This is a genomic window from Pleionea mediterranea (assembly GCF_003148745.1).
GTDB classification, from domain to species: Bacteria; Pseudomonadota; Gammaproteobacteria; order Enterobacterales; family Kangiellaceae; genus Pleionea; species Pleionea mediterranea.
Genome location: NZ_QGGU01000007.1, coordinates 250450 through 277433, shown reverse-complemented (window position 1 = coordinate 277433; position 26984 = coordinate 250450). Strand labels below are relative to the sequence as shown.

29 protein-coding genes and 1 pseudogene are annotated in these 26984 nt (G+C 42.6%); 18 read left to right on the top strand and 12 right to left on the bottom strand.

The window, feature by feature from the left end; genetic code table 11:
• Nucleotides 1–52: 52 nt before the first annotated feature.
• The 3 genes from C8D97_RS11270 to C8D97_RS11260 are packed head-to-tail and all read left to right on the top strand — an operon-like array spanning nucleotide 53 to nucleotide 2105.
• Nucleotides 53–394, top strand: a complete 342-nt coding sequence (locus C8D97_RS11270) for a helix-turn-helix transcriptional regulator (RefSeq protein ID WP_109763875.1) — start codon at nucleotides 53–55, stop codon at nucleotides 392–394.
• Nucleotides 388–1725, top strand: coding sequence for a type II toxin-antitoxin system HipA family toxin (locus C8D97_RS11265; protein WP_109763874.1), 1338 nt, complete (start codon nucleotides 388–390; stop codon nucleotides 1723–1725). The genes C8D97_RS11270 and C8D97_RS11265 overlap by 7 nt, the downstream gene beginning before the upstream one ends.
• A 23-nt stretch (nucleotides 1726–1748) precedes the next feature.
• The gene (locus C8D97_RS11260) at nucleotides 1749–2105 is read left to right on the top strand and encodes a hypothetical protein (RefSeq protein WP_146196136.1); all 357 of its coding nucleotides are present in this window, start codon (nucleotides 1749–1751) and stop codon (nucleotides 2103–2105) included.
• A 159-nt stretch (nucleotides 2106–2264) separates the two neighbouring features.
• Here the strand turns inward: C8D97_RS11260 and C8D97_RS11255 are convergent, their stop codons facing one another.
• Nucleotides 2265–2843: a superoxide dismutase gene (locus C8D97_RS11255; RefSeq protein WP_109763872.1), complete on the bottom strand. Its 579-nt coding sequence runs from the start codon at nucleotides 2841–2843 to the stop codon at nucleotides 2265–2267.
• Nucleotides 2844–3095: 252 nt separating this feature from the next.
• Here C8D97_RS11255 and grxD point away from each other — a divergent pair, with 252 nt between their 5' ends.
• Both grxD and C8D97_RS11245 read left to right on the top strand, forming a co-directional pair.
• Entirely contained in the window at nucleotides 3096–3422 is a 327-nt protein-coding gene (gene grxD, locus C8D97_RS11250) for a Grx4 family monothiol glutaredoxin (protein WP_109763871.1), read from the top strand.
• A gap of 158 nt (nucleotides 3423–3580) precedes the next feature.
• Complete coding sequence (locus tag C8D97_RS11245; RefSeq protein ID WP_109763870.1) at nucleotides 3581–4192, top strand: hypothetical protein; 612 nt, start codon at nucleotides 3581–3583, stop codon at nucleotides 4190–4192.
• Between the two features lie 236 nt (nucleotides 4193–4428).
• On the opposite strand, the gene C8D97_RS11240 is transcribed toward C8D97_RS11245, so the two are convergent.
• Nucleotides 4429–4623, bottom strand: a complete 195-nt coding sequence (locus C8D97_RS11240; protein ID WP_109763869.1) for a (2Fe-2S)-binding protein — start codon at nucleotides 4621–4623, stop codon at nucleotides 4429–4431.
• Nucleotides 4624–4937: 314 nt separating this feature from the next.
• Between C8D97_RS11240 and C8D97_RS11235 the strand changes: the two genes are divergently transcribed.
• From C8D97_RS11235 to C8D97_RS11225, 3 genes are all read left to right on the top strand, one after another.
• A complete protein-coding gene (locus C8D97_RS11235) occupies nucleotides 4938–5543 on the top strand; it encodes a peroxiredoxin (RefSeq protein WP_109763868.1) in 606 nt (201 codons plus the stop codon).
• A gap of 273 nt (nucleotides 5544–5816) precedes the next feature.
• Nucleotides 5817–6467 (top strand): hypothetical protein, encoded by a 651-nt coding sequence (locus tag C8D97_RS11230; protein WP_109763867.1) that lies wholly within the window; start codon nucleotides 5817–5819, stop codon nucleotides 6465–6467.
• 275 nt (nucleotides 6468–6742) lie between these two features.
• Nucleotides 6743–8092: a winged helix-turn-helix domain-containing protein gene (locus C8D97_RS11225; RefSeq protein WP_109763866.1), complete on the top strand. Its 1350-nt coding sequence runs from the start codon at nucleotides 6743–6745 to the stop codon at nucleotides 8090–8092.
• A 63-nt stretch (nucleotides 8093–8155) separates the two neighbouring features.
• On the opposite strand, the gene rnt is transcribed toward C8D97_RS11225, so the two are convergent.
• On the bottom strand, nucleotides 8156–8770 hold the full coding sequence (rnt, locus tag C8D97_RS11220; protein ID WP_109763865.1) for a ribonuclease T: 615 nt from the start codon (nucleotides 8768–8770) through the stop codon (nucleotides 8156–8158).
• 223 nt (nucleotides 8771–8993) lie between these two features.
• Between rnt and C8D97_RS11215 the strand changes: the two genes are divergently transcribed.
• The gene (locus C8D97_RS11215) at nucleotides 8994–9896 is read left to right on the top strand and encodes a flagellar protein MotY (protein ID WP_109763864.1); all 903 of its coding nucleotides are present in this window, start codon (nucleotides 8994–8996) and stop codon (nucleotides 9894–9896) included.
• Between the two features lie 42 nt (nucleotides 9897–9938).
• Here C8D97_RS11215 and C8D97_RS11210 read toward each other — a convergent pair.
• Nucleotides 9939–10855 (bottom strand): annotated as a pseudogene (locus C8D97_RS11210) (integron integrase).
• A gap of 486 nt (nucleotides 10856–11341) precedes the next feature.
• Between C8D97_RS11210 and C8D97_RS18160 the strand changes: the two are divergent.
• From C8D97_RS18160 to C8D97_RS11175, 7 genes are all read left to right on the top strand, one after another.
• Nucleotides 11342–11506 (top strand): hypothetical protein, encoded by a 165-nt coding sequence (locus C8D97_RS18160; RefSeq protein WP_170115222.1) that lies wholly within the window; start codon nucleotides 11342–11344, stop codon nucleotides 11504–11506.
• A 98-nt stretch (nucleotides 11507–11604) separates the two neighbouring features.
• Nucleotides 11605–11886, top strand: coding sequence for a DUF7710 domain-containing protein (locus C8D97_RS11200; protein ID WP_109763862.1), 282 nt, complete (start codon nucleotides 11605–11607; stop codon nucleotides 11884–11886).
• Between the two features lie 117 nt (nucleotides 11887–12003).
• A complete protein-coding gene (locus tag C8D97_RS11195) occupies nucleotides 12004–12483 on the top strand; it encodes a DMP19 family protein (protein ID WP_109763861.1) in 480 nt (159 codons plus the stop codon).
• Nucleotides 12484–12594: 111 nt separating this feature from the next.
• The gene (locus tag C8D97_RS11190; protein ID WP_109763860.1) at nucleotides 12595–13110 is read left to right on the top strand and encodes a hypothetical protein; all 516 of its coding nucleotides are present in this window, start codon (nucleotides 12595–12597) and stop codon (nucleotides 13108–13110) included.
• A gap of 105 nt (nucleotides 13111–13215) precedes the next feature.
• Nucleotides 13216–13563: a hypothetical protein gene (locus C8D97_RS11185; RefSeq protein ID WP_109763859.1), complete on the top strand. Its 348-nt coding sequence runs from the start codon at nucleotides 13216–13218 to the stop codon at nucleotides 13561–13563.
• A gap of 6 nt (nucleotides 13564–13569) precedes the next feature.
• Nucleotides 13570–13983, top strand: coding sequence for a hypothetical protein (locus C8D97_RS11180; RefSeq protein ID WP_109763858.1), 414 nt, complete (start codon nucleotides 13570–13572; stop codon nucleotides 13981–13983).
• 90 nt (nucleotides 13984–14073) lie between these two features.
• A complete protein-coding gene (locus C8D97_RS11175; protein WP_109763857.1) occupies nucleotides 14074–14502 on the top strand; it encodes a hypothetical protein in 429 nt (142 codons plus the stop codon).
• Nucleotides 14503–14608: 106 nt separating this feature from the next.
• Here the strand turns inward: C8D97_RS11175 and C8D97_RS11170 are convergent, their stop codons facing one another.
• The 3 genes from C8D97_RS11170 to hutI all read right to left on the bottom strand — a co-directional run bounded on the left by C8D97_RS11170 (nucleotide 14609) and on the right by hutI (nucleotide 17119).
• Nucleotides 14609–15037 (bottom strand): DUF1841 family protein, encoded by a 429-nt coding sequence (locus tag C8D97_RS11170; protein ID WP_109763856.1) that lies wholly within the window; start codon nucleotides 15035–15037, stop codon nucleotides 14609–14611.
• A 4-nt stretch (nucleotides 15038–15041) separates the two neighbouring features.
• Nucleotides 15042–15677 carry an endonuclease III gene (nth, locus tag C8D97_RS11165; RefSeq protein WP_109763855.1) on the bottom strand — a complete coding sequence of 212 codons (636 nt, stop codon included), beginning with the start codon at nucleotides 15675–15677 and terminating at the stop codon, nucleotides 15042–15044.
• Between the two features lie 161 nt (nucleotides 15678–15838).
• Nucleotides 15839–17119 carry an imidazolonepropionase gene (hutI, locus tag C8D97_RS11160; RefSeq protein ID WP_109763854.1) on the bottom strand — a complete coding sequence of 427 codons (1281 nt, stop codon included), beginning with the start codon at nucleotides 17117–17119 and terminating at the stop codon, nucleotides 15839–15841.
• A 108-nt stretch (nucleotides 17120–17227) separates the two neighbouring features.
• Between hutI and C8D97_RS11155 the strand changes: the two genes are divergently transcribed.
• The gene (locus C8D97_RS11155; RefSeq protein ID WP_109763853.1) at nucleotides 17228–18679 is read left to right on the top strand and encodes a formimidoylglutamate deiminase; all 1452 of its coding nucleotides are present in this window, start codon (nucleotides 17228–17230) and stop codon (nucleotides 18677–18679) included.
• A 387-nt stretch (nucleotides 18680–19066) separates the two neighbouring features.
• Here C8D97_RS11155 and C8D97_RS11150 read toward each other — a convergent pair whose 3' ends face one another.
• The 4 genes from C8D97_RS11150 to C8D97_RS11135 all read right to left on the bottom strand — a co-directional run bounded on the left by C8D97_RS11150 (nucleotide 19067) and on the right by C8D97_RS11135 (nucleotide 23304).
• A complete protein-coding gene (locus tag C8D97_RS11150; RefSeq protein ID WP_109763852.1) occupies nucleotides 19067–20971 on the bottom strand; it encodes an ATP-binding protein in 1905 nt (634 codons plus the stop codon).
• Nucleotides 20964–22037 (bottom strand): ABC transporter substrate-binding protein, encoded by a 1074-nt coding sequence (locus tag C8D97_RS11145; RefSeq protein WP_109763851.1) that lies wholly within the window; start codon nucleotides 22035–22037, stop codon nucleotides 20964–20966. Before C8D97_RS11145 ends, C8D97_RS11150 begins: the two co-directional genes overlap by 8 nt.
• A 144-nt stretch (nucleotides 22038–22181) precedes the next feature.
• Nucleotides 22182–22841 (bottom strand): uracil-DNA glycosylase, encoded by a 660-nt coding sequence (gene ung, locus C8D97_RS11140; RefSeq protein ID WP_109763850.1) that lies wholly within the window; start codon nucleotides 22839–22841, stop codon nucleotides 22182–22184.
• Nucleotides 22842–23022: 181 nt separating this feature from the next.
• Nucleotides 23023–23304: a DUF6763 family protein gene (locus C8D97_RS11135; RefSeq protein ID WP_109763849.1), complete on the bottom strand. Its 282-nt coding sequence runs from the start codon at nucleotides 23302–23304 to the stop codon at nucleotides 23023–23025.
• A gap of 149 nt (nucleotides 23305–23453) precedes the next feature.
• Between C8D97_RS11135 and C8D97_RS11130 the strand changes: the two genes are divergently transcribed.
• On the top strand, nucleotides 23454–24674 hold the full coding sequence (locus tag C8D97_RS11130) for a hypothetical protein (RefSeq protein WP_109763848.1): 1221 nt from the start codon (nucleotides 23454–23456) through the stop codon (nucleotides 24672–24674).
• 205 nt (nucleotides 24675–24879) lie between these two features.
• On the opposite strand, the gene C8D97_RS11125 is transcribed toward C8D97_RS11130, so the two are convergent.
• Nucleotides 24880–26964 (bottom strand): transglycosylase SLT domain-containing protein, encoded by a 2085-nt coding sequence (locus C8D97_RS11125; protein WP_170115221.1) that lies wholly within the window; start codon nucleotides 26962–26964, stop codon nucleotides 24880–24882.
• Between the last annotated feature and the right edge of the window lie 20 nt (nucleotides 26965–26984).

Here is a 26984-nt window from a genome sequence, read left to right as displayed (position 1 = left end):
AAGACGGTATGTGAAAGCGGAGTGACAGATCCCTTTTAGAGGAGCGTATAGCATGGAGCAAGAGCAGCAAATTATCGAAAAGATTGGTCAGAAGCTTCAGCAAACACGACTTGACGCAAATTTAAGTCAGGAGCAAGTGGCAAAGAGCGCCGACATCTCGCGTAGAACACTGGTGCAGGCAGAAACAGGACATAGCACCTCGCTGTCTACGATTGTCAAAATACTGTTGGCATTGAAGGCCGAGGATCTGTTGCAGCCATTAATGGAAACGGCAAGCATCAGTCCGGTTGAGCTGGCTAAGTTAAAAGGTCGTAAACGGCAGCGGGCAACGGGCGAGCGTCAGAGTTCGTCAAAAGCTCAGCCAGATGATGAGCAGGGCGACTGGACATGGTAACGCAACAACAATCTGAAGCACGGGTGGAAGTGGCCGATGTGGTGTTATGGGGTGAAAAAATTGCCGCAGTTGCCTGGAACCGTGAAAAAGGCATTGCCGATTTTCAATACCGTCCGGAGTTTTTAAAACAAAATACCCAGCCTGCGCCACTGACCATGCCGCTAAGTGATCGGGTTTATCAGTTTGCCGGTTTAAACAAAGACACCTATTTTGGTTTGCCAGGATTACTGGCCGACAGTCTGCCCGATAAATTCGGTAATGCACTGATAGATGCCTGGCTTGCAAAACAGGGACGAAGCCAGGCAAGCTTTTCGCCGATAGAGCGACTCTGTTATATGGGCAATCGTGGCATGGGTGCGCTTGAGTTTCAGCCGTCAACACGTGGTCGAACAGGCCAGTCTCATAGGATCGAAATCGATACCATGGTCTCTTTGGCAAACGATGTATTGTCGCAGCGGCAATCGTTAATGGCCAATATTGAGTATGACCGGCAAAAAGAAAAAGCCTTTGAAGATATCATCAGAATAGGCACGTCAGCCGGTGGTGCTCGCGCCAAAGCCATCGTCGCCTGGGATCAACAAAGTAATGAAATTCGTTCCGGACAAATAACCGCTCCGGACTCCTTCAGTTACTGGATTTTAAAATTTGATGGCATTCAACATAATCGAGATAAAGAGCTGAATGATCCTCAAGGATTTGGCCGTGTTGAATACGCTTATTATTTAATGGCAAAAGACTGTGGGATCACCATGATGGACAGTCATTTATTGCAAGAAAACGGTCGGGCGCATTTTATTACCAAGCGCTTCGATCGTTTTGATAATGGTGACAAGTTGCATGTGCAAAGTTTATGCGCCATCAATCATCTGGATTTTAATATGGCTGGCGCGCACAGTTACGAACAAGCGTTTTCTGTTATGGACAAACTGGAATTGTCCAAAGATGACAAGCTGCAACAGTTTAAGCGTATGGTGTTTAATGCAGTTACTCGGAATCAGGATGACCACACTAAAAACATTGCCTACGTTATGAATAAAGCCGGAAAGTGGCGGCTATCGCCGGCATTTGATGTGTGTTTTTCGTATAATCCCGATGGGCTTTGGACGGCGCAACACCAAATGAGTATTAATGGCAAGCGTGATAATTTTCAACGTGAAGATTTGTTAGCCGTGGCTAAAATTGCCAATATCAAAAAACAAGATGCCGAAGATATACTGGAACAAATATTATCCATTACAACGAGTTGGTTAAACTACGCGAACAAAGCTGACGTTGATAATAAATTTGCGAATTATATATTGAGTACGTTCAGGTTACGCTGGTTTGAATGAAATTAAAGGAGATGAATAAAAATATGAAATTAAATCATGTACTCTATAGCTTTACTCTATTAATAATTCTGTCAGGTTGCGCTTCTAAAGATCAAGCTAAAAAAGTAGATGCAACAAGCAAAGAAGAGAAAGATGTTTTGGTTTTCAATATTGATGATATTGATATTCCAGATCTTTTAGAAGACGAAACGTTCTATGAGTATGTACAAAGAAAAGGTCTAGTTGAAACGGATGCACGTTCGAAGTGTGCAACTTTGTATAAACTATTGAGTAATGATTTTAAAGTTGTAACACACGATTCAAAAAGCTTTACTGTTAAAAACTCTGAAGAAGAGCGAGTGTACCATTTTTCTATCGAACACTGCGAGCCAGTTGATTGAACTAAGTTTTAATACTTAGCAAGACATTATTAGCCCATCAAAAGTATTGGATGGTGAGTTTTTCTAAAATGACGCCACAAAATATATTTGTGGCTGAATAAAAAATGTAAGATTAAAAAAGGCTCCAAGCGGAGCCTTTTTTAATTCTAAAGTTATTGCTTATGCAAAGTTTTTAGCGGCAAAATCCCAGTTGGCTAATTTAAAGAAGCCTTCCAGGTATTTAGGGCGCGCATTACGATAATCGATGTAGTAAGCGTGTTCCCAAACGTCAACGGTGATCAGCGGGGTTAAACCGTCAGTAATTGGGCAACCTGCGTTAGAGGTGTTCACAATTTCCAGTTTACCTTCGCCATTTTTCACTAACCAGGTCCAGCCAGAACCAAAGTTATTAGCTGCGGACTCAGAAAATTTCTTTTTGAAATCTTCAAAGCTACCGAAGGTTTCATTAATCGCGTCAGCCAATGCACCTTCTGGTTCGCCGCCGCCATTTGGGCTCATGCTGTTCCAGTAGAAGGTGTGGTTCCAAACTTGTGCTGCATTATTGAATACACCACCCGATGATTTTTTAATCACGTCTTCTAACGAGGCATTTTCAAATTCGGTGCCTTTTACCAGACCGTTTAATTTATCAACGTATGTGTTGTGGTGCTTACCGTAATGGAACTCCAGTGTTTCTTCAGAAATTGTGGGCGCCAATGCGTCCTTAGCGTAAGGAAGAGCCGGTAGTTCAAATGCCATATTCAAAACTCCTTCGAAGTTTAATTTTGAGTTTAATCGAACAATGTATGGTACAGCCCACTATTGTAGTCACTCTTGGTAAGGCTTGTCAGGCCTTTTTTTATAACTAATGGGAGTAATCGAAAATATCCATGACCAGAAATTCTGACCATAGAATGATTTATTTGCCTTTTTAGGGCTTATGGGGTGGCTTATCGGCATAGGGTTGATTAAGATCGGGGGTGTTCTTACAACTGATGAATTGAGGTATTAATGGAAACGGTCGATCGCATTAAACAGCAAATTGCTGAAAACGACATTCTTTTATACATGAAAGGATCGCCTAAACTGCCAATGTGCGGTTTTTCGGCTCAAACTGTACAAGCATTAATGCAGTGCGGTGAAGAATTTGCGTATGTGGATGTTCTTGAGAATCCAGATATTCGTGCCGAATTGCCGAATTACGCTAACTGGCCAACTTTCCCACAGTTGTGGGTAAAAGGTGAGTTAATTGGCGGCTGCGATATTTTGCTCGAAATGTTTCAAAAAGGTGAGTTGCAAGAGCTCATTAAAGAAACCAGAAAGCCGCTGGAAGCTTAATTCGCTGCAGCAATCTATAGGTATTTAAGCTATAGATTATCAAGGTATTAATCTTGATTGCCTCTAAGCTGGGGCAGATATATGCTCCAGCTTAGATAATTCATTCCCCAACTTGGATGATTCGTTTCCCAATTTAGATAATTTGTCCCTCAAGTTGGATGATTCGCCCAAGCTTAATTGTTAAAACCACTGGTGATATCCTTCTATTGATCATTCGGCTTTCTATTCTTTTTATCCTTTCGCTGCCTGTTATGCTCTGGTGGCTGGTTAAGCCGGTTCGATTACTCATACCTTCTGCCAATAATGTGATTTGTCAGGCTAATGTTTGTGTTGATGATGAAGCGGCTTTGCCAATGGCCGAAGAGCTGTATTTAGCTTCAGTTAAACAGATGACGGCCCACGGCATTCACCATGATACATCCGCTAAGTTCGTTTATTGTCGGTCAAAAGCCTGTTACGCCTCATTTGGTGGGGGTAATGAACGCGCCATGTCATACCCTTATTTAGGAACCATTATTGCGCCTGAGTCCTGGCAGCCCTATATTTCAACTCACGAAATGGTGCATTGGGCACAATTTAAACATCTTGGGGCAATCAATACCTTAACCATGCCAGACTGGTTAATCGAAGGCATGGCTTATCAATTCAGTGGTGCACCCGAGTCTGATATCCCTGAGCATTATCAATCCATGCTTGAGCGTTATAGACAATGGGCTTCTGAAGCTGACTTAGCTACCGCACTTGAATCCGCCAGACATTACACCGAGTAAATCTTTAATACGGTAAATAGGGCGGTCAGTGGTTGATGGCTTTGGATTTGTTTAAAAGAATTGATTGGAACAGATGATGCTTTTATTCAAAGATATAGGCTCAAAGCGAGGCGTTGAGCCTACAAACAGAGTGGATTGAGCAGAAAGTAAGTTGAATAAAACTATATTGAGCAGAGCTTATCGTGTAAGAGTATATCGGTTAAGAGTGTATCGAGTAAGATAAGAAGCAGTGTTGCCTAGGCTACGTTATGAAACGCGATAGGTGGTGTAACGCTTTGTTTTAACAGTTCTTTTGCGTGCTTGCCGCATTTTCCACACTCACCAGCAATACCAAACTCGCTGCTTAAGCTGCGCATACAGTTGACTTTGCCTTCACTGATGGCCTGTTTGATCTGTGAGTCGGTGATTCCGCGACATAAACAAACGTACATGATTCGTGCTACCTGATGTAAAGCTGATGGGGTGTTTCAGCTTGAGCTAATACTAAGTGTGTTTTAACTGCTTGATTTTAATGTTAAAAAGTAAAGGGTGAACCACTTGATAACAATCTCTCTCAAACAATAATTGTAATTATATGCGAATGAGAATGATTGTCAATCAGTAAAATGTAAATTTGTTGGATTTGTGCACAATCGACAAAAACGATTACTTTTAATAGTCATAACGCAACCATTACAGAGTGCCACGGGTTTGATTATAATGACGCCTCGTTATTACTTATGTTCTTAACAATTGGAGAAATGAAATGGGTGTATTAGTTGGACGTGAAGCACCAGACTTCACTGCAGCAGCTGTATTAGGTAACGGAGAAATCGTTGGTGATTTCAATCTTAAGCAGACAATCAAAGGGAAAGACGCAGTTATCTTTTTCTATCCATTGGATTTCACCTTTGTGTGTCCTTCTGAGTTGATCGCCTTTGATCGCCGTTTGGAAGAATTCAAAAAGCGTGGCGTAGAAGTGATCGGTGTTTCTATCGATTCTCAGTTCAGCCACAACGCATGGCGTAACACACCTGTTGATAAAGGCGGTATTGGCGAAGTGGGTTACACACTAGTTGCCGATACTAAGCACAGCATTTGCCAGGCGTATGATGTTGAGCACCCTGAAGCAGGCGTTGCTTTCCGTGCGTCTTTCCTTATCGACAAAGAAGGTAATGTACGTCACCAAATCGTTAACGATTTACCATTAGGCCGTAACGTTGACGAAATGTTGCGTATGGTAGATGCGTTGCACTTCCATGAAGAGCACGGCGAAGTTTGCCCTGCCGGTTGGAAAGAAGGTGATAAAGGTATGAAAGCTACACCAGAAGGTGTTGCTGAGTACTTGTCGACAGAAGCTGACAAGCTTTAATCGATGTTAAAGCAGGGTGATTAAATTCTGTTGCCTTGTTTTATAAAAAAATGTTTATAAAAAAACGCCAGCATGCTGGCGTTTTTTTATGCCTGCCATAATTATTTGTCGAACAATAGTGGATTGAACCCATAGCGAATTATTCCCAAGGCTCACAAGAATGCTGTGTAATCCGTTTAATTTTACCGTGATCAGCAAGTCCTCATAATTTGCTCATGCTTTTTTAGACCGTTATACAGAAAATGACCTATCCACTTTAATCAGGTATAGGCCATGTCAAAAAATCTAAAGCAAAATCATTCTCAATCAGTCCCTCAAAATGACTTACCAAATAAAAGTAAGCCCGGAAATCGATTAAACCCTCTAAGCCATTTCAACGGTTTCCGCTTGTTGTTATGGGGAGGTGCGTTGCTTATTTTATCCCTGCCGTTATTCGCCATGTTGTTTACCACCGAGGTTAACTGGACAATTGGAGACTTTGTTGTGGCCGGTGTTTTATTGTTTTCTGTCGCTGGATTAATGGATTTAGCGCTATCGCTCACATTAAACAATAGTTACCGGATGGCTGTGGCTGTATTACTGGCGTCTTTGTTTTTATTGCTCTGGATAAACGGCGCTGTTGGCATTATTGGCAGTGAAAATAATAGCGCCAATCAATTGTATTTGGCAGTGGTTGTGGTGGCCGCCATAGGTGCAATGAGTGTTCGTTTTCAAGCAAAAGGCATGTCGGTTGTGTTGAAGCTTATGGCTGTAACTCAAGTACTGGCTACGTTGGTTGGATTATTGCTTCGGCCAGACTCGGGTGTTTTAGAGTCGCCAAAAGATTCATATACTTCATTAGTGGCGACTTTACTGCTTAATTTATTTTTTGTTCTGTTACACATGACCTCGGCCAGATTGTTTAATCGTGCAGCCGAGCAATAAATACAATCATCATGATTAAGAGCACAAGCGATAATGCTTTGAGCTTTCAAGTATTTCGGTCAAGTATGTCGGTAAGGTCGATAAGGGTGGCTCTCAATTGACAGGGATTATTCTCGGTTACCAAGGATTATTCTCGGTTGCCAAGAATTATTCTCGGTTGCTAGAGATGACTCTCGGTTTCTAAAGATCATTCCCGGTTGTGATAAACCTTGGTATCGCTATAATAAATTTTTGCCGCGTTAGCGGTGTGTCTAAATTAAGAGTATGTCGGGTTAATGTCGTCTGGTTGCTATTGTTTCGAAGGTTTTAAATTTAATCCGGTGAATCGTCAACTGTATCGTGACGGTCATTCTGTTGAGTTGAATGCCCGTTATCTGGATGCGCTGGCGTTATTGGTTCAGCAACCGGGCAGGCTAATTTCCAAACAACAATTCTTCGATTCGGTTTGGCAAGGCACTGCCGTGACCGATGAAGCTTTGACCCAATGCATAAGAGTGTTGCGTAAACAGCTGGGTGATAGCGCTTCAAAACCAAGCTTTATAGAAACCGTGCCCAAACACGGCTACCGGTTTATTGCGCCTGTCATATGGCATGAGTCGGGTGTTGCCAAAACGCTAGCTGAGCAAAACAATAAAGCTTTTACGGCAAATGACTCGGATATAAGCCGTGGGATAGATTCCCCCGACACCAAAAGCCATACCATTTTATCGGGTGATAGTTATCAGACAGTTGCGCGAGGCGTTTGTGGCAGTGCCATTGCCGGTATAATCGGAGGATTGATATTTGGTTTAATCACCTCACTCTCTGCATCGGTTTTAGTAGGTGCTGTATCGTCATTTCTGGTTTTAGTGAGCGTCACCATGATTCTGGCAATCGTTGGTGGTGCCGGAATCTCAATCGGTCTTGCCGCTGCAGAGCGGATAACGCAAAAAATTACTGTCTGGTCGATTGTTGGTGCGGCTATTGGTGGAATGACCGTTGGTGCTGTTGTTAAGTTGCTGGGGGTTGACGCTTTTCATCTTCTTTTGGGGCAATCACTCGGAGATATAACAGGGCCTATGGAAGGGGCTGTTTTAGGGGCCTCGGTTGGCATTATGCGCTGGCTTAGTGGTCAATTTATGGCGTTTAATGCTCAAAACGGAGACTTTCAAAAAGAGGACTCTCAAAAAGAGAACTTTCAAAATGATGACTCTCAAAATGAGAACTATCAACAAAACGACTCTCAAAAAAACAATATTCAAAACGATGATTTTCAAATTAAAAGCGATCAAATTAAAAGCTCTCAAACAGACAACCCGCAAAAAATTAACCTACAAAATAATAATCTACTAAATAATGACCACCCAACAATTAACGCTCAAAGGATAACGGCCATGGCTGTTATAAGCGGTGCCATCGCTGGTGCTTTGATCTATGTATTGGATGGGCAGTTATTGGCGGGTAGTTTGAACATTCTGGCGGAGCAGTTTCCTAACTCACGGTTTACACTCAACAATATTGCGCCGCTGTTTGGAGAGGAAGTGTTCGGGCCTGTCAGTCTTTTTATGTGCAGCGTTATAGAAGGGGCTGTTTATTGCGCATCCATAGTGGCGGCCTTGAATTGGCGGCGATCAACTTTGCCATAAAGTGACTTTAAGGTTATCAGTTCTTATCAAGCTTAATTTTTAAAAAGCTAACTTTTAAAAGTTTCAGCTGTCTTGCAGCGGCCATCCGCCCAGGGTTTTATAACGATTGATCATGGTGCAAAACAGATCAGCGGTTTTTTCCGTATCATACAATGCCGAATGCGCCTCGGTGTTATCAAAGCCAACACCAGAGACTTCGCAGGCTTTTGCCAATACTGTCTGGCCATAGCACAACGCCGCCAATGCGGCGGTATCGAAGGTCGAAAAAGGGTGGAATGGATTGCGCTTAATGTTATTGCGCTCCGCCGCCATTTTAACGAAGCTCAAATCAAAGGTCGGGTTATGGCCAATCAATATGGAGCGTTGGCAACCGGCGGCTTTTTGACCCTTGCGAACAAATTTAAACAGTTCTTTGATGACGGTGGCTTCATCTATGGCGCCCCGTAACGGGTTTTCTGGATCGATCCCGGTTACATCCAGAGCCGCTTGCTCGATATTGGCACCTTCAAAGGGTTCGACATGTTCGTGAAATGTCTCATCTTTCACCAAATTCATATCGTCATCGAACTTAAGACTAACAGCAGCGATTTCCAGCAGGGCATCGGTCTGATGATTAAATCCACCCGTTTCAACATCCACCACAACCGGGAAAAAGCCTCTAAATCGTTTATCCAGCATACCAATACTCTTAAAAAGTGAGACGCGCATTGTCGTATATTTTGTTGGTGAGCTCCAGCCAAATCCCGAACTTTCCCCAAACAGCGGTGATCAATTGCCCCTCAGTCCTTAAGTCGGCCATTTTGAGGCCGATAGATTGATAAGAATGCATTAATTTTAATGACGCGATTAGTTGTGCCGTCTAATTTATAACCGAAAAACAGTCATTTACCTGAGAGTAATTATGAAGCGTACTATGAAACGTGCTATGAAACGGACCCCATTGCAGTGGATTATAAAAAGCGTTTGCCTATTACCCTTGGCCATTTCCGCCGAGTTTCGAACCTATCAAGCCGAAATTGAACAATCGAAATGGGATTTTGTCGGCAATCCGGTACGCTGCGAGTTAAAACATTCGATCCCACGTTACGGTGAAGCCACCTTTTTTGCACGCGCTAGTCGGTCGCCTAACATGGCGTTTATTTTAGACAGCATGCGCAACCGGGTTTCAACCAATAAACGCATTGATATACGCGCCTTAGCGCCACAGTGGCAACCGGGTAAAATGGCTCGGCAGTTAGAGTCTGTTGGGGCCGTACCGGGTGAAAAAACACTCAATTTGGTTGATGAGTCTGCGTGGAAATTGCTTGTGTCATTAGAGCGAGGAATGAATCCGGCGTTTTTCTATCGAGATTTTCAGGACAACAGTGATCGTGTCGCCATTGCATTGTCGGCAGTCAACTTTCAGTCTGTTTACGACGACTTTTTATCGTGTGTCGAATCGTTGTTGCCGTACGATTTTAGAGAAATCAAACACACCATGGTGAACTTTGCCTTCGACAAGTCCCAACTGAGTATTGATGATAAACAAAAGCTCGATGTACTGGCTGAGTTTATTAAATACGATGACGACATTAAAGTTGTGTTAGTAGAAGGCCATACGGATAGCATCGCATTACGTCGATACAACAGAGCCCTAAGCAAACGCCGCGCTGATGAAGTTAAGCAGTATTTATTCGCGAAAGGCGTGAGCAATCAAAAAATTGTGACGCGTTATCACGGTGAACGAAGGCCCATAGAAAGCAATCACACCGCAGAAGGCCGAGCGATGAACCGGCGGGTGTTTATAACTCTAAGTAAAACCTAAGCTGGGTTGTTTGTTCTGTCGATAAAATCTTTTAAAACTGATTTAAAGTTTATCTAATGGGCTAAGCGCTCCTGAACAGTTTCGACTAAGCACATGAGTATAAATTTGAGTGGTTCTAACGTCATTATGCCCTAATAACTCTTGTACGGTTCTAATATCTGCACCCGATTCAAGCAAGTGCGTTGCGAAAGTGTGCCTAAACACATGTGCGGTCACTTTTTTATTGATTTGGGCTTTATCGACAGCCTTTTTAACATGTTTGGCAAAAACAGAGGGATGAACATGGTGTCGACGAAGGATTTGAGTTCGTGGATCGGTACTTACGCGAAGGCTTGGAAAAATCCATTGCCAAGCGAGTAACTTACCTGCGTTTGGCTCTTTACGTTCAAGGGCATAAGGCAGTTCAACACCATTTAAATGATCACTTTGATCTTTTAAATGCAGTTGCTTAACAAATTCTATTTGTTCTATTAGTGGGGCTCGACACGCTTGTGGCAAAGGTAATGGTCGATCTTTATTGCCTTTGCCACGCTTTACCGAAATTTGATTCCTATCAAAGTCGATATCTTTCACCCGCAGCCGATGAATTTCTGATTTTCTTAGACCCGTACCATAGATTAGTTGCGCCATGAGTTTTGGCAAGCCAGACATCGTACTAAGTAACGACTTTACCTCAATAACAGAAAGTACTACTGGTAGGTTACGATGCATTTTAGAACGAACAGCATTAATTGAATTTTCCCCCAGCGGTTGTTTTAAAATTACTTTATACAGAAACACAAGAGCGCATAAAGCCTGGTTTTGAGTAGCGGGTGAGACCTTTCGGTTAACAGCTAAGTGGGTTAAGAAATCGTTGACTTCATGAGATGACATGTCTTTTGGGTGAAGAGGTTGTTAAAATGAATATAGCTTTTAATCCAGTAAACATAGCTCTTCTCAGTAAAATATGAGTACTGCATTGCTCTAATTTGCTCTCTGACCAAACGCATAAACTTAGGCTTTTTTGTCATGCTGTATCCTCCATGATGGCTATAAATTACAAGCTACTTATATAAGTAGTTGTTGTCAATTTGTTTTTGTAACTACGACGCCAAAAAAATTGTAAGTTATTGATTTAAATAGGTGTTAAAAAGTGAGTCTGGAATTGTATGCAGAAAAGCTACGTAATTACGGCATTGACTTCTCAATGAAGTTGCGTAAGTATCTGAAATTAAGAAATAACTCAGTAAAATATATACAAATGTTTGAATTTAATTGTGATTTACTGAATACAATCAGCTGTTATGTGTAGGTTGTAGGTCAGGATGAGTATCAAATTTTTAAAAATAGGTACCTGGCTATACGATGGAACTACCGAGAGGCCGGTCGATATCGTCGGCCTGCCTTACGATTGGTGGTTTAGTCTGGCTGAAGCCGATGACATGCTAGAGCCAGGCGAGGAGCCCATGCCTCTTAATGAAGAAGGCCTTCTATACTACGTCCGCTTTAGGTACGCGGGGGCGGCTACCGAGCCAACTTGGGTCGATTCTGGAGGTTACCAAGACATAAGCGGCGCCATCGAAGAAGCCGAGTCAAAAGTCATAGGGCGAATTCAGTGGGAAAATACATAACAAGGCAATTAAATTCGTTCCGGCCTACGGCCTCCACCGGACGCCCTTGTCAGGGCGCCGTTTATTGCTGGCGTTATATACCCTCTGGAGTTTTGTGAATGGAATCAGTCTGGATATTCAACAAAAGTAATGCCGCATTCTCCGGTGGTGTTTTTAGCGAGCTTGATTTGGCTGAAAGTTGGATTAGAAATAATTCATTAACAGGTATTCTTACCAAATACCCAATTGATCAAGGTGTCTTTGACTGGGCAATCGAAAATAATATGCACAATATAAAGGCTGAAAAAGTAGCGGAGAAAAGTAAGCAACCTAATTTTATTGGTGGTTTTACGTCTGCTAGTCAGGAGCACCATCACTATGAAAATGGCATTCGTGTATAGGGTATATAACAAGCCATTCAAGCGGGAAAATTTACAGTTGGCTTTTCTCGCTTCGCTCGTCATTTTAGCCAACTATAAATTTCCCCTTAATGGGGCGTTATGCACCAGGGATAGATTATGAGATTTTCCGAATTCATTGAACGAAAAGAGCCTGCTTACGAAGTCTTTGATCAGAGTATTAAAATAGTCTTTGATAAAGATGATGGAAATACAGAATATCTTGAGCGTATCTCAAAAGAAGCAAGGCTAGTATACCTTCTGTGGTGCTTCGACGGAGAAATTCATAATGGTGGCTTTGATCAACTTTTCTTCAATTCACTCGGTGACCACTGTTTAGAAATTCTAGAAAGCTTACAATTAGTTGGTGCAGTTAGGTCTGCAGAGCTATTAAAAAAAGCAATAGCATGGTTTCCAAACTCCCTACCGTCATCAGATAGAGAGGAACGGTGGCAGCAACTGGAGCCGTACGAAGACGATGAAAAATATGAAGAAGCTTTAAACCAGCTAGACGACGAGTTCTACAAATACGAAGACAATCTAGCTGAGTTATTAAATCAATATGTAAGGCGGCACGCTGAGGCAAGCATTAATGCATAACAAGTACCTCCACCGGATTCCGTAATATTGGCACCTTTGCTGCAAAAATACGCAGCAAAACCGCCAACATTACTTCTCCGGTGAGGTAGGCGTTAAGTTACCAAGGAAGATATGCGTAAATTTCTGGCATTGGATAAAAAATCTCAAATAGACTTGCGAGAAAAGTATCCAGATCTTGATGAGTTGTATGTTGTAGAAGATACAGATGCATATACTTACATGGCAGTTTCGGTTTTCGACCGTTGGTTGGGAGCAGAAGACTCAATTAAATACTTATCTGATGTTTCTGATGAAGAGCAACAAAGTAGAGATGCAACATTCGTTAAATTTGCGAAAAAATTAATCGATAACACTGAGGTTCTAAACTTTACATTTAAAGGTCGTTGGAGTTCGGCTAAACCACAATTTCGCAAATTTACCTCGGATGCTGCTAAAGAAGCTTACCTAATGTGCGCTCCACATAATGTAGATAGTAGTCATTTTTATAAAGTGGTGCTGCCTGAGTTGGAGGCTGTATATTTTGAAAGCTGGGACGACACTAATGTTCTCTACTTACGTAATCCTAAACACGCAGAAAAAATTGAAAAATGGGCTAATGAATGTGGCTTATACTGTCTAAATAGGTAACTTAACAAGCGCATCAAAAATGACGTCAAACGCTTGGCTGGCGCTCATTCTTCGCGAATTTTAGCCAAGCATTACCCGCATTTTATGCGGGCGTTATGTGCTCGTATGAATACACTGGAAGCTCTCAAAAAGACATGGATCACTAAACTAGGAGGCATTGAATTTTATATCTTGCCAATTGGTTTAGTTGGGTCGTATTTGTTGGCCTCTATGGATGTTATTAGCTTACCCGTGGGTGCTGGCTTAACATTTGCGATTAGCTTAATGTCTGCCATGGCTTATCACATTTGCGTGTACTACACCTTAAAATGTCCACAATGCGGTAAAAATCTATCTAAGTTTAACAATGGTAAAAATATACCGAGCAAACAACTTCACAATGGTTTTGCTTCAGGCAAACCATGTAGGCATTGTGGGTGGCAACCGGAATATGGCACATTAGCCGGACGTTAAGCACACATGAGCATCGTAGCAAAAACAATATCAACCATCTTATTCGTTGCAGCGTTATGTTTCGCAATATCCAGCACGGACAATGAGACGTGGCTTACGACCTGGTTTCTTTTGCTTTTCTTTATAGGCATGCCTCTTAGCTTATTAGTACTGAAGGACCTACTGGTCGTTGTGGCTCCAAAGTGGCTCGGCCCATCACAGTTGTTGTTGCATATTTGTGCGATATTTAGCGCGGTAATAGGCTATGGCCTTGGTATTATGGCTGTAAATACTGGGCATGAAAAAGCGAATTTGCATCAGTTGCTAGTGATAATCTTTCCGCTCATGGTTTATGCAACACCGTTGCTCATGATATTTCATGGCATGCCAATATCACGCATTAAAGAGTTCTATTATAAATCCAGCAGGGGGCGCGAGTAGCATGCCTAACAATCGCAGGCACAGCGACGGCTTTTTCGTTTCGGCTTCGCCTCCACTACAAAGCCGCGCGCTGCGGCGTTAGGTAGAAATATGGCCTCAAAAGCTAAACCTTTAAATGATGAAATAAAGAAGAGCTTTTATCCTTTTGTCTTTGAAAAGGGATTTGAAAGATTAAAGACTAGTGATCCTCACTTTGCGGAATTTAGAAGAACGAACGGCGAACGAGTTGAGTTTTTCGATATTCAGTGGGATAAGTATTGGCGCCCGTACTTCGTATTAAATTTCAAATTAGAAGGGACTGAGATAACTTTTAACAAAAATATGGGGAGACTTCAGAGAAAGAAAGGTGGCCCTATGTCTTGTTGGTTTAGTTTACATAAACCTCTACTGAAGAGAATATTAACTTTCAGCTGGTATTACTCTCCAGAAGAAGTTGTTCTTGAGTTAACATCAGCATTTTCTGAATTAGAAGAATGGTGGGAGACCGGCGTTGAAGGGCCACATATTTATATTGTTTAAATTTCTACCTAAGCAGGCATTGGAGAACGACGCGAAAACAACACGCGTCTAAATTTGGCATGAGTTTTACTCTCAAGTTAATTGCACGCTAGCAATGAAATAAAACTTACAATAACTGACGCTTCACTAAATCTAAATATTCTTGATCGGTGGGTTGTCGCTGCTGTTGTTGAGCTTGCCACATACTTTCCGCCAGAGCATTCATCAGGCAGTGCTGTGCATCGTGTTCCGATTTTTTCTGCTTTACCGCTTGCTGATATAAATTGACGATGCCAAAAGGGCGGTTGGTGCTCAGTTGTTCTTGCAAAGCAATGTGCAGCGACATATGCAAAAATGGATTGGTATCGCCCAGCTCCGGAAAATAATCTTTATTTAAATTCGCTTCGGCATTGCTAAAAATAGCCGTGTATTCTTTGTGCTGGTTAATGACATTGGCAATTTGCGATTCCAGTGGCGTCAAAATGGCGTTTTGTTGCATTTTTTGCCACACATCAAAAAACTGTTGTCTTAACTGCGTTCTATCATTTCCAAACATGGCGTTATATTTCGGTCTTTTGTTTAAATTCGCACAGGTCTTCGATAATGCAAGAACCGCAGCGTGGTTTACGTGCGATACAGGTGTATCGGCCGTGCAATATCAACCAGTGATGCGCATCGATTAAATAGTCTTTAGGAACAAACTTAAGTAACTTTTTTTCCACTTCCAATACATTTTTACCCGGCGCAATTTTTGTGCGGTTCGACACGCGATAGATATGAGTATCAACCGCCATGGTGGGTTGACCAAATGCCGTATTTAACACCACATTAGCCGTTTTACGGCCCACGCCTGGCAGGGCTTCCAGTGCTTCGCGAGTATCCGGAACTTGCGACTGATGCTGTTCAATAAGCGCTTTGCAGGTTTTTATTACGTTTTCTGCTTTAGCGTTATACAGACCGATGGTTTTTATGTACTCCTTAAGCCCATCAACACCGAGGGCATAAATCGACTCGGGCGTGTTGGCTACAGGGTACAACTTACGGGTTGCTTTATTCACACCAACATCGGTCGCCTGTGCGGACAAGATCACGGCAATTAATAATTCAAAAGGCGAAGAATACTCAAGCTCCGTGGTTGGCTCGGGATTATTCTCCTTGAAGCGTTTAAAAATTTGTTCGCGTTTTTGTTTGTTCATAATTGTTATGTAAGCTGTTAACCCTGAATAATTAATTGGCTGTAAACGAGTATTTAAGTAATCGGTTTTTAAAATTAAAAAAAGTTTTAGAATGACGCCTGCTAATGTAAAAAAGTTTCAGGATGACGGATTCTCAGGATGAAAATTTATCCAGCACCTTCTCAAGATGAAAGCTTATCCAGCACCAGTTCGCCATCTTTAACAACCGCTACGCATGGATTATGGCCAAACGCATAGGGAATATCGCAAGGGGCATCAATGTCCCAAATGGCAAAGTCCGCCTGTTTGCCAACCGCCAGGCTTCCAACTTTTTGATCCATACCAAGTGCTTTAGCAGCATTGATGGTAACGCCCTTAAGTGCTTCTTCTGGCGTCATTTGAAACAGCGTGCATGCCATATTGGTGACTAACAATAACGAAGTACAGGGCGCACTGCCGGGGTTAGCGTCGGTCGCTAAAGCAATGGGAACCTTATACTCTCGTAACCATTGTATTGGCGGCAATTGTTTTTCCCGTAAGTAATAAAATGCAGCGGGTAGCAATACTGCAACGGTTCCACTATCGGCAATGGTTTTAACGCCTTGTTCACTGACGTATTCCAGATGATCCACTGACAGTGCGCTAAAGCTCGCCGCAAGTTGTGTACCTTGTTGATCGGTTAATTGCTCGGCGTGAAGTTTTAACGCTAAGCCCATCGATGAGGCGTGTTCAAAAAGCCGCTTAACCTGTACAGGAGAAAAGCCAATGTTTTCGCAAAAGGCATCTACGGCATCGGCTAAGTTTTCCGCTTTAACTTTGGGCAGCATTTCTTCACATATCAGAGTGATGTAATCATCGGCGCGATCTTTGTATTCTGGAGGCAGGGCATGTGCGCCTAAAAACGTTGTGGTGACATTGGCGGGGATTTTTTCTGCAATGCTTCGTGCCACTTGCAACATTTTAATTTCGGTTTCGGTATCCAGGCCGTAACCGGATTTTATTTCCAGTGTGGTTACCCCTTCGTTTAACAGGTGTTCAATACGTTTTAACGCACTGGCTTCGAGTTGTTCATGAGTGGCTTTGCGCGTCGCTTTGACGGTGGACAAAATACCGCCGCCTTGACGGGCAATTTCTTCGTAGCTGACACCGGTCAAACGTTGTTCAAATTCCTGACTGCGATTACCGCCATAAACCAGATGCGTGTGACAATCGATTAGCCCCGGACTTAACCACTTGCCCTGTAGATCAGTTATCTTGTTGGCTTGTGAGTTGCTCAGCTCTGATAGTGTGTCGAGTAAGTCCTCAGTCATTGAGCCGATATAACTGATGCGACCATTTTTACTGGCTATAATGGCGTTATTGAGCGTGCCATAGGACTCTGTGCCTTCAAAGGTCATTAAGTTTGCATTGATCCAAAGATGATCAGCCTCGGACAGTTGTTTTTGCGCATCAGTTGTCGACATAACTCTTCCACTTATGGTCAATAAACGCTTACTCGAAATACGTTTACGGTTGCTAATTATTGATTGGGGCATTATGTTATCGCGACTGGCTGCAATGGGAAAGAATCAATGAGTGATCCAATCAAATATAATTCTTCAAACAAATATTATGCCTCAGAAATTTTGCTGCACGATGGTTGGCAGCAGGATAAAACACTCACGGTTAAAAATGGCGAAATCACGCAAATTAGTGATGGTAAAGAGCCTGACGCGGAGCGGATCCGGGGGCCGGTGATCCCGGGTATGGTGAATTTGCATTCGCATGCTTTTCAGAAAGCATTTGTCGGATTAACCGAGTTTCAGGCCAACAAAGACGATTCTTTCTGGAGCTGGCGTGACTCCATGTACCGATTGCTGCAATGTTTAACCCCAGAAGATATGAACACCATCGCCAAATACGTCTATCAGGAAATGCTACTGCAAGGTTATACCTCTTGCGCCGAATTTCACTACCTGCACCATCAGCCAAATGGAAAGGCCTATGATGATCCGGCCATCAATTCAAAGATGGTGATTGATGCCGCTCAAAGCGTTGGTATTGCGTTATGCCACTGTCCGGTGTTTTATCATTACAGCGGTTTTGGTGAGCAGCCGGCAACTGATGGTCAGCGTCCTTTTTTACACAGTGTCAGCCAATTTCAACAGTTATTGGAACAGTTGCAGCAGTATGTGAGCCCAGACTCTAGTAACAAAAGCTCTAGTAACAAAAACTCTAGTAACACTGATTTACAAAAAAATAGCTCTCTTATCACGCTGGGGATTGCACCGCATTCGTTACGCGCAGTCTCTAAAGCACAAATGGACGAGTTGGTTACCTGGTGGCAGGGCAAAGGACCTGTCCACATTCATATTGCCGAGCAGTTAAAAGAGGTGAGTGACAGCCTGGAATTTTACGGCCAGCGCCCGGTTGAGTGGTTGTTAAATAATCAACCAGTGGATCATCATTGGTGTCTGGTGCATGCGACCCATTTAACCTCTGATGAAACCAGGGCTATGGCTCGTTCCAGAGCGATAGCCGGTATTTGCCCTCAAACGGAAGCCAATTTGGGTGACGGTATATTTAATGCGGATGAATATTTTCAGCACAAAGGTCAATTTGGCATTGGCTCAGACAGCCATATTGCAATATCTCCCTGGCAGGAGCTGCGTATGTTCGAGTATTCGCAACGCTTAAAACACCATCGGCGAAACTTTTTATGCAATGATGACTTGCCTCATGTTGGACGATTCTTATGGCAGTCAGCGGCAAAACAAGGCGCAAATGTGATCAATCGAAATACTGGCGAACTGGCGGTTGGTAAAAAAGCGGACTGGGTGGTACTTGATCAATCGATTGCCGAGTTGAACAGTGTCTCCGGTGACTTTTTGCTCGATGCCGCCATTTTTGCCGCCAATGAAAATCCGGTGAAAGATGTGATGGTTAACGGCCAATGGCGTGTACAAAACCGTCAGTTGATTTCTCCGGATAATAACAAACAAAATTATCTGGCATTTTTAAAGCAGAAAGTTAATCGCCTATAACTAGAGCGTGTTTATCTTTCATTCTTTGAGATGTTGAGTGCCAAAATTAAGCCAGTCGCGGCGTGAATTTTGAGGTTTAGTTATTCTAAAAAAGAAATTCTCAACAAAGAGTGGCTTAATTTTAGCCTCAACCCTTCGGGCAGGGGTGATTTTATAACACAACTGCGTTATCGGTCATTCAAATAGAATAACTATTCATCACTCCCTCTGCCTTGCTGTGTCATAAAATAACCTCCTGCATCTCAAAGAATGAAAGATAAACACGCTCTAATAAATCGTCTAAGAGTAAGGGCTAGTTCTACAAGTAAAGGCTCTATTAAAATCAAAGCGTCGTTCTACAGTGACGGATAATACGTCACTGAATGCTGAAAAGTTACTGGACGCTATTTATGCTAAAAGCTCGGTTACTTTTTCTCTTAATGCTTCATAGTCGACCGGTTTCAGTAACAAGTCGTTAACCCCAGCTTCAAGCAATTCTTGCCAGTGCTCGCCAATAACATCGGCAGTAAGCAATAGAATGGGTAAATGTTTGTTGGCGGCGCGTTCAAAAGCTTTAATGCGTTGTACCAGATCAAGAATGGCGATGTCGGTTATGTTGGTATCAGACACAATCAACTGATAATCCACCTGTCTTAATTTTTCCAGAGCAACCTTGCCGTTAATGGCTAAATCGACCGTGGTTCCCATTTTATTAAGAATGTCTTTGGCCACCATTTGATCAATGGAGCTGCTTTCTATCACTAAAACACGACCCGTAACAGGTGTTTGATTATCCGTGTCGGCGTTGGTTTCAACAGGCTCTTCAATGATCGGCTTATAGGGAAATACAAACTCGAGTTTATATTCATTTCCCTTATCAGGTGCGCTGTTGATGTTGAGTGTACCGCCCATTATTTCCGTTAGTTTTTTTGCAATAGCCAGTCCGAGTCCTGAATTAGATTGAAAAGGTTTATCCAGATGATGACTTTGGCTGAAAGATTGATACAACCGGGCTAGCTGATTGGGATCAAACCCAATACCGGTATCAATTAGCTCGATGTTTAAAATGTATTTACTATTATCGGTGGTTGGGTAGCCATTTAATTTTAAGTCGATGGAACCATTTTCAGTATGCTGTATGGCGTTTTGGATCAGATGATAAATGACTTTTTGCAGTTGGCGTTGATCCGCTTGTATCAAAATACTTTTATGTAGTTTATGAGAAACATGGGTATCGATGTTTTTAATACAAAACTCTCTCAGAAATGGCGAAAAACTGCGTTTAATCAGTCTTACCGGATCAAAGTAGTCTAGATTTAAAATCAAACTGTCCGTTTCCAGTTTTGAGTAATCCAGTACATTATCGGACAACTCTATCAACATATTGGCGGAGAGAATGCTTTGCTCAATAAACTGACGAGATTCTGAGTCTATATTGTTGTTTTCGAGCAAATGCAGACGACCGAGAATTGCATTAATAGGTTCACGAAACTCGAAACTCATGTTAGTTAAAAATTCACTTTTTGCTTTATTGGCATCATCGGCTTCACGTCGTGACTGTTCTAATGCCATGGCATGTTCCAGTTCTTTACGTTTTGCGGACTCAAGAGTAGAGGCCATGGTATTTAAATTAAATTCGACAGCGCCCAGTTCACCTCCCGATAATTGCTCAACCCGAGCTGAAAATATACCTGATTTATAAAGTTTAATGGTTTCTGAAAGTGAGCGAATAGGGCGGGTAATACTCGTTGACACATACATTGAAAGAATCAATGTAAGAAGGATGCAGCCTAAAGCGATTAAAATTCCGTTTAATAAGGTTTGTTGCTGTTGATCGATAATATTTTGCTTTGTGAGTGCAAGTGATATTCGGCCAATACTTTTAGATTGATTGTCTTCAAGCTCAGAATCCATCGATAAATCAAGAGTATTACCGCCTAAGGGAATATCTTGTTGCATAACTTTAGACTGATAAACTTTTAAATTGTCTTTATTAGCCGTATCGATCAGAGACAAGTTTTTTCTTGAAAGCAGTAGTTGGTCATCGGCATCGTATATTTCAACATAGACCACATCACTTTCATTTAATATAGGTGACACAACTTCTTCAAGTAAGCCCGGATTTTTGATAAATACGGCATACTCACTGGCTGGTGCCAGCTGTTGAGCTAATAACTCACCTTTATGATCCAGTTGTTGTTCCAGAACATTAAATTTATCACTGATAAAATAAATCGTGAGTGATAAAAACATAAATACAGCAGGCAGTAGTGCCAGCAACAGGGAACGTGTCTTTATGGATAACTTATTCATATATTTCCACCTCGCCCATGTTTAACTCGATGGCTTGAATTAAGTCGGTATAGTGACTATTGCCTTTAATATTGATATTCAATGAACGAGCAACTTCTTGATTAAATACGACATCGAATCGTTGGCTAAAATGAGTGGCCGGTAATTTTTTATTATTGTTGTAAAAGTATTGTGTGGTATCAATGACTTCACTGATCAACTGTTGTAATGATGTATAGGTGGTTGCAATGCTTCCCGGACGAATAAAGTTTTGGTCAGCGCCTATTAAAAATTTATTGTGACGGTATAAGGTAAGTAAAATGGACTTTATGGTCGAGCGATTATAAATCGTGTTGTTTTTGGTCGCAATTATGGCGTCTGATCGGCTAATTAACTTTAATAATTTTTTTGAAAGTTCTTCATTATCATTAATGACTTCATACTCAACCACCAGATCAAGTTTTAATGCAATGGATTTTAACGCATCGATCAAATGAACTTCATGGGGTGATAGCAACAATCCCACGCGCTTTCCATTGGGATATATTTCTTTAAATAAGAGCAGCTGTCGAATCAAAGGTGCCTGATGAAAAATGGCTGAAACATTCTTCGACAGCTTTGGGTGTTTTTTTTGTATGGCTCTAAAGTCTGTGCTGTTGATTAAAACGGCCAATATAGGCTTGTTATAACCCGCTACCAGAGCACGTGTCAGGGCGTATTTGCCACTGGTAATTAATAACTCCGGCTGCTTGGTGGTTTTATTGCCGTTTTGGTTGTTGAATTGATTAGCCGAGTTCTGTTTGTCTGTCGTCGTTGTTATTTGCGGTTCAGAGCTACCCATTATTTTTTGTATCAAGCTGGACTGCTCGGCGTTGACCAGACGTACATTGACATTCAAATTAGTGGAAACCAGACTGTCTTTAAGATGGGACGAAAAAGCATGACTGAGCCGATCGGATTGTTGCTCAAGAATTACAATCGAGTTTATTGGGTGAGATAACGTCGCATTGGCGAATGCCTTATTCGTCATTGCGATAATTATCAGTTCAGCAAAAAGGGCTATCAGGCGTACATAAGTCTTACTCATTAATGCTTAACCGCAGTTGGCTGTCCAAGCCTTGTTTTTATACCAGTGTTCATAATCTGTTCGAATGAAAGTGTAACACACCATCAGGGTGCTTATCCTTTATTATCCAATCCTTATATATAACGTCTATTAAACGTCTTTAAGTTACTTACACCACTCAATTGTAGACTGATTATTCTTGATTAGGGCTTTGTTTGCCAAAGAAAAATGTTTACAGCCTAAAAAACCTCGGTGAGCGGACAGAGGAGAAGGGTGAGGTGCTTTTAAAATGGTGTGTTTTTGTTGATCAATCAGCGCGGCTTTCTTTTGTGCATGGGCACCCCATAGCAAGAATACTATATGCTGGGGGGCACTGTTCAAACTTGAGATAACCCGATCAGTAAAGGTTTCCCATCCTTTGTTTTTATGGGAGTGAGCCAGTCCATGCTGAACCGTCAGTACTGTATTGAGCAGCAAAACGCCCTGTTTTGCCCAATGGGACAAGTCGCCATTGTTGCCGCAAGGTTGACCTATATCACTTTCTATTTCTTTGTAGATGTTTTTGAGACTTGGCGGAAGCGCAATTCCTTCATTGACGCTAAACGCCAGACCATTGGCTTGATTGGGGCCGTGATAGGGGTCCTGTCCCAGGATAACCACTTTAATCTCGTTAAATGGCGTTAACGAGATGGCATTAAACACCTGTGATTTAGGCGGGTAGATGATGTTGCCTTCAGCACGTTGTGCGTCAACAAACTCCAGCAGTTGTTTAAAGTAAGGTTTTGATTTTTCTTCACTGAGGACTTCGGACCAGGTTTGCGGCATGAGTGTTTTCTGATATTGATTACGATGCCACGGATACTAATGACTGGCTCCCCGAATGGCAATAGTCAGTGACGATATTAGTCTCAGTTACGATAATAGTCTCAGTTACGAAAATGATAAGAAGTCTTTGTAGAGTTATACCGTTATACAATGCAACGAAGTAGAACAGACACTTGGTAAGTTACTTCTGTATCTTCATAACCGCTTCTTCGAGTGTGTAATCCATAAACACGCTCTCCGGATTAATATCTTGCCACTCCATTTCATAGGGGCCACTCCAGTCCTCTGGTGCTTCTACTTCGCGGGGCGTTAATGATTGCCAGTCGGTGAGGTCGAGAGATTCTATTTCACCCTCAAAATGCTGAAACTCAACAACCTGCTCGTTGTCATCCAGTGCAATCACTTCCACCGGATCGGCTGCAAAATTGATACGGTACCAGTGACCAATTTCTGCGTTATTCATAGCATACCTTCCTTATTGATCGGCTCTGTTTTAATTATAAGGAGATAAACTCATTGGCATCAGATTATTGTTTTTTAAATAACCCTCTTTTTATACGATGTAGGAATCACTATAATACAGACCATCTGGTCTGTAACTAAGGAAGATTTATGATTTTTAGGCAAATTTTAGCGTTGGGGCTTGGTACTGCGTTAATGCACTCGCAACTGCAAGCTGAAGATGTAGACTTCTCGGCAGCCACTGGTATTGAGGCTCGTATCTTTACCGAGGAGGCAACCCAAAATCAGGATGATTTTAGTGGTTCTTTTTATGTGGAGCCCGAGTGGTATTACGATGGCGAATCGGCAAGGTTTACGTTTAAACCTTTTTTAAGGCTGGATTCTATGGACAGCGAACGAACCCATGCCGATATACGAGAAGCTTACTGGCTGATGGTTGGTGATGAGTGGTCGTTGAATATTGGTATCAATAAAGTGTTTTGGGGCGTGGCCGAAACCCAGCATCTGGTGGATATTATCAACCAGACCGATCAGGTCGAGAATATTGACGGCGAAGATAAACTTGGCCAGCCGATGATCAATTACAACTGGGAAAAAGACTGGGGCACATTGAGTCTGTTTGTATTGCCTGGCTTTCGGGAACGAACCTTTGCTGGCGAAGATGGCCGACTTCGATTTGAGATACCGGTGGATGCCGATGCCGCAACTTATGAATCATCCGCGGAGCAATACCATACCGATGTGGCACTGCGGTTCAGTAAAGTGATAGGGCTGTGGGATATTGGCATTGCTCATTTTATTGGTACCAGCCGTGAACCCGTGTTCAATGTAAATCCGGTAAGTGGCTATCTTGAACCCTATTACCCACAAATTAACCAGTCGAGCATCGATGCCCAGGCGACCCTTGAAGACTGGTTATTGAAGCTTGAAATGATATACCGGACAGGCTTTGGCTTTGAAGGCAATGAAAAAGATTACCTGGCAGCGGTTATGGGCTTTGAATACAGTACCTACGGTGTGTTTGACAGTGTGATTGATTTAGGCTGGATTCTGGAGTATCAGTACGATGAACGCGATCAATTTGGCAATCAGTTTTTTAATATTGAGTTGAGTGACGTGGTGGTTTTGGGGGCTCGCTTTACCTTTAATGATCCCGAATCAAGCGATCTTTTACTAGGCCTTGGTGCAGAAACCGATAATGATGCGCAGTTTATTTCCATTGAAGGTTCTCGTCGTATTGGCAATGATATGCGATTGAGTGTTGAAGGGCGGGTGTTTGCCGGTATCGATGATACGCAACCTTCCGCAACCTTTTTCTACTCTTACCGCAATGACGATTTTATCCAGATCACTCTGGATAAATATTTCTAATCGAGCCGTAATATTTAAAGAGCACTGAGCACCGCAATAGCTCCTGTTCAGTGCTATCGGTTAAGGACATTATTGGCTAAGGATTTAGTCTAAAGGATTTGTCTTCAGAAAGAGTCTTTCGTATTGGTTGAAGGTTTCTGTTGATAGTCATGGTCGATGGTAACTGTCTATTTCATCTGTGAATGTTTCCTGTGCATGATACCGACTAGGGTGTGGCAGTAATATTCAGCTCCACCAGGGTTTCAAAGTAGTTTTCTTGTTGTCCTAACAGACTGCGGTAAATTTGCTGGTACGCCAGTACGTTTTTAATGTAGGAGCGGGTTTCTTTGTAGGGCACGGTTTCAATCCAGATATCGGCTGGGACCTGTTTGTTATCCGGTAACCAGTTGGCCACTTTATGACGACCCGCATTGTAGGAGGCTGTGGCCAATACCGCGTTTCCTTGATGCTCATCCATCAAATACTTCATGTAACGGGTGCCTAACTGCAGATTGGTTAGCGGATCTTTCAGGCTATGAGTGCCTGCAAATGGCAGCTTTTCTTTGCGAGCTATGTATTTGGCGGTGTAGGGCATTAACTGCATTAAACCTATAGCACCAACCGATGAGCGAGCATCGGGCATAAACGCACTTTCTTTGCGCGCAATGGCCAAACTTAACGTCAAATCGAGCCGGGCGTCTTTGGATGCTTTTTCCATCAGTGGTGAAAATGCCAGAGGAAAACGCATATTCACCGAGTCCATCAAACCCGATTCCGACAGGGAGTAAATGACCTGATCGTGCCATCCCCACTGATGAGCCAGAGCGGCCATATGTTTTCGTTCTGTGGTCGGTAGTTTAGCTTTAAAGTGATTCCACTCGCGCCTTGCCGACAGGTGTTGATCAAGTTGCCATAATTCATAGGCTTTTTGCGCGCCCGGCATTTGCGACAGTTGATCCACCATTATGTAGCTAAACGGGTAAGGTTTGTGTTCCAGATTGGGCGATTTATTTAACATGGCACTGGCTAAAAATCCGTAATAGCTGCGCTTGTCGGACAGTTTCAGCAATCGTTGTCGGGCTTCATCCATATTACCCAGTTCCATATCTGCTCGCGCCTGCCAGTAGTTCCAGTCATTTTCGGAGTTGGATGGTGGTGGGGTATTGGCCAGCCAGGTTTTAACGGTTTGCCAGTTGCCTTCTCTTAGTTCGTGCGCCAGCTTCCAGCGCAACAATAATTCACTGCTTTCATTGGCAGCAATATTATCCAACCACTCTGAAGCTCTTGGATGTCCTTCGGACGCCAGCGATAAGGCAATGTTTCGAGCCAGTTCCGTTTTTTGTGCGTGACTAAACCGGTAATGGGGAGATGCTTTTTCAATCAGTGTTAAAGCTTTGTCCGAATCGCGCCAAATTTCTCTGGCCATAATTAACGCAGCAATTTCTGCCGTTCGGATCGGCTCCAGCTGTTTTAAGGGTGCTGTTGCAAGGCGTGCAGGTCGAGCCATTACTCGCTTGGCCCAGCGGCCATCATCCTGCTGATCCTTGGGCAGTAAACGGGTTAAATAGCTGACAAGCCCAGATTGACGCTGCTTAACGGCCAGTGACAATCGTTGCCAGATTAATCCGGGGGTTAATTCTCCGGATTTTTTCATGGCGGCAAATACCGGGTCACAGGCATCCGGACGTGACTTACCGTGCAACCAGATACGTTGAGCATGATCAAAAATATCACGTCTATTTTCATCGGTTTTGAGGCGAAACTTTAGCCAGTGGCATTGCAGAGAAATACTCGAGGTTGGCCGATAATAGGTTAAAAACAGGTTGGTCTGATTATTACGCGCCAGTAACCATAAAAAACGAGAACGAATACGATAAGTAACAGGCTCACCGTCGTAACGATCAAGAAACGCCTGAATATTGCTACGATTTTTGAGGGTTATTCTGTCGAGCAGATACATTTGCTGCAAATAGGGCGCTAATACATAACCTTCAAGTTGCTGATGGATGCTTTTAAATTCGTCGGTACGCCCATGTCTCAGTGCTTGTTTAGCCTGTTTAAACATTTCACGGAAACGAAGGTTGTCGTCGTTATTCAGATTGAACGGTGTAGGACTTACATTCGTCAGCGCGTTATTTTTACTGTTATCGGGGTGCGTCTCGTTTTTACTTTCGGATAGGGTATCAATGCTGATTTGTTCGGAAACCGGCGTTTTAGTATCAAGCGTCGAGGAAACTGCTGACGGCTCTAAATTCTCCGCGACAGAAGTTATTGGAACTAACAGGCTAAGAAATAACCATTTTATGTTCATACTGCGCCTACTGCAAAACG